Origin of the sequence: Bradyrhizobium manausense (assembly GCF_001440035.1) — a bacterium.
Classification (GTDB): Bacteria; Pseudomonadota; Alphaproteobacteria; order Rhizobiales; family Xanthobacteraceae; genus Bradyrhizobium; species Bradyrhizobium manausense.
On the sequence record NZ_LJYG01000004.1, the window covers coordinates 11,683 to 14,388 of the forward strand.

A 2,706-nucleotide genomic window follows, 5' to 3' on the forward strand; every position below is an offset into this window, starting at 1 on the left:
CGATCCGCCGGCTCGAAGCCGACGCTGTGTTCGGCAGCCATCTTTCCCAAAACTCCCGCTTAAGGCGGCGCGACCGAAGGCCGCATCCGGTGACGATCACAAGATGGGGATGCGGCCCGGACCCGCAAGACGTCAGCCCTGCGTCAGCTTGGCAATCGCGTTCATCGCCGTGGCAAGCTCGATGTCGAGCTTGGTGAGACCGCCGGCATCATGGGTGGACAGCACCACCTCTACCGTCTTGTAGACATTGCGCCATTCCGGGTGGTGATCCATTTTTTCGGCTGTTAGCGCCGCCCGGGTCATGAAGCCGAAGGCCTCGTTGAAATCCCTGAAGACAAAGGTCTTCCCGATCCCTTTGCCGTCCTGGACCTCGGCCCAGCCGGGGAGGGTGCCCAGCGCCTGCTTGCGGGCGTCCGCCGATAGACGTTCTGCCATGATGACCTCCGTTTCAGGGGAACTTTACCCTAACACCGTGCTTCCGGTCCGGGTTCAGTTGGGAGATTCGCTTGGGATTTGGCCGATCCGCTAACCATGACGGAGATGTAACCCCGGCGGACAAGAAATTTGCTACAATTGCGGGCGTAAATCGCCGGCCAAGATGAAACTGAGCCTGAAGCGCCTGTTTGGGAGATCGATGACCGGGGATTCAAACCTGGCTGAAGCGCCCTCTCCGCCTTCGCCGCGATCCGCGGCGCGGAAGACCGCGCTCGTGTCTCTGGCGCTGGTGCTCGCCATCATCGGCGCGCTCGCCGGCGGCTACTATTTCGCAATGCGGCCGGTGACCTTGAAGATCGCGGTCGGTCCCGCCAACAGCGACGACGTCAAGGTGGTCCAGACGCTGACGCAGGCCTTTGCGCAGAGCAAAGGCTTTGTGCGGCTGCGCCCGATCCAGACCGACGGTGCCTCCGCCAGCGCCGAGCAGCTCGCCGAAGGCAAGGCTGATCTTGCCATCGTTCGCGGTGATCTCGAGGTGCCCAAGAACGCGCAAGCCGTCGCAACGCTGCGCAAGAACGTCGTGGTGCTGTGGTCGGTGCCCGGCAAGGGCAAGAAGAAGGGCGCGAAGATCACCAAGATCGCGCAGCTCGCCGGCCATCGCGTCGGCGTGGTCGGCAAGACGCAGGCCAACGTCAATCTGCTCAAGGTGATCCTGCAGCAATACGGCGTCGATCCGGCCAAGGTCGATATCGTGCAATTTCCTGCGAGCGAGGTCGCCGAGGCGATCAAGGCGCAGAAGGCCGACGTCTATCTCGCGGCCGGCCCCGTCAACAGCAAGATCACTGCGGAGGCGATCGCCGCCTCCGCCAAGGATGGCGGCACGCCGATCTTTCTCGCGATCGATTCGGCCGATGCCATCGCGCAGAACCATCCGGTCTATGAAGCCTCGGAAATTCCCGCCGGGACCTATGGCGGCTCGCCCGATCGCCCGGAGGACGAGGTCAAGACCATCAGCTTCTCGCACCACATCGTGGCGCGCAAAGGCCTGTCCGAGACCACGGTTGCGGCCTTCACCCGGCAGCTCTTCGCCGTGCGCCAGCAATTGCTGACCGACTTCCCGCAGGCCGCCAAGATCGAGACGCCCGACACCGACAAGGACGCGGTGATCCCCGCGCATCCGGGCGCCGCCGCCTTCGTCGACGGCGAGGAGAAGACCTTCCTCGACAAATACAGCGACTATATCTGGTGGAGCCTGATGGCGCTTTCGGCCATGGGCTCGCTGGGCGCCTGGTTCGCGGGCTATCTGAAGAAGGACGAGCGCGACAATAACAGCCACTTGCGCGAACGCCTGCTCGACATGCTCACCGCCGCCCGCAAGAGCGAGACGGCCGACGAGCTCGACCAGATGCAGACCGAAGCCGACGATATCCTGCGCGACACGCTGCGCTGCTACGACCACGGCGCCATCGAGGAAGGCGCGCTGACCGCCTTCAACATCGCGCTCGACCAATTCCACGCCGCGGTCGCCGACCGCAAGGCGGTGCTATCAAGCCTGCCGCAAAACCTGCAACGCGCCGGCGCGCAATTCCGGGCCGCCGGCAACGCATAGACGTTTGCGCGCGTAATTGCAGCGTCACATTGGCTCAATATAGGTTCCGCCGTCATGGTCCGAAGGACCAGACCTCAGGTGCGCAATTGCGCACCGGGGAATCTCGAGATTCCGGATTCGCGCTTCGCGCGCTCCGGAATGACAGCCTAAGATGCGCCAGCCCGCGAGCCATCCCATGAAGATCAAATTCTCCCGCCGCAAATTCCTCACCACCAGCGCCGGCGCACTCGGCGCGATCGCGATGCCGCATCTGTCGCGCGCGGCCGACCGGCCCGCGGTCACCCATGGCGTGCAGTCCGGCGACGTCACCGTCGACGGCGGCGTGGTCTGGGCCCGCACCGACCGGCCGGCGCAGATGCTGGTCGAGGTGGCGACGACTGATACCTTCAAGGGCGCCCGGGCGCTGCCGCCGATCGCGGCGCTGCCGGAGAGCGACTTCACCGCCAAGATGCTGGTGGACAATCTGCCCGGCGGACAGGACATCTTCTATCGCGTCCGCTTCCGCGACCTCTCCCACACCGCGATCGAAGGCGAGCCGGTGGTCGGCCGCTTCCGCACCGCGCCGGCCGACCGTCGCGACGTCAGCTTCGTCTGGGGCGGCGACGTTGCCGGCCAAGGCTGGGGCATCAACCCAGATGACGGCGGCATGTTCACCTTCTCGG

The 2,706-nt window shown here is 64.9% G+C and carries 3 protein-coding genes; 2 read left to right on the top strand and 1 reads right to left on the bottom strand.

Annotation, left to right across the window (positions count from 1 at the left end):
* Nucleotides 1-132: 132 nt before the first annotated feature.
* Nucleotides 133-435 (bottom strand): 4a-hydroxytetrahydrobiopterin dehydratase, encoded by a 303-nt coding sequence (locus AOQ71_RS00605; RefSeq protein WP_057740564.1) that lies wholly within the window; start codon nucleotides 433-435, stop codon nucleotides 133-135.
* Nucleotides 436-598: 163 nt separating this feature from the next.
* On the opposite strand from AOQ71_RS00605, the gene AOQ71_RS00610 reads away from it, so the two are divergent.
* Both AOQ71_RS00610 and AOQ71_RS46825 read left to right on the top strand, forming a co-directional pair.
* Nucleotides 599-2,044, top strand: a complete 1,446-nt coding sequence (locus tag AOQ71_RS00610) for a TAXI family TRAP transporter solute-binding subunit (protein ID WP_057740566.1) — start codon at nucleotides 599-601, stop codon at nucleotides 2,042-2,044.
* A 175-nt stretch (nucleotides 2,045-2,219) separates the two neighbouring features.
* Nucleotides 2,220-2,706 (top strand): PhoD-like phosphatase N-terminal domain-containing protein (locus AOQ71_RS46825; protein ID WP_430648596.1); only part of this gene is annotated, 487 nt, incomplete at its 3' end.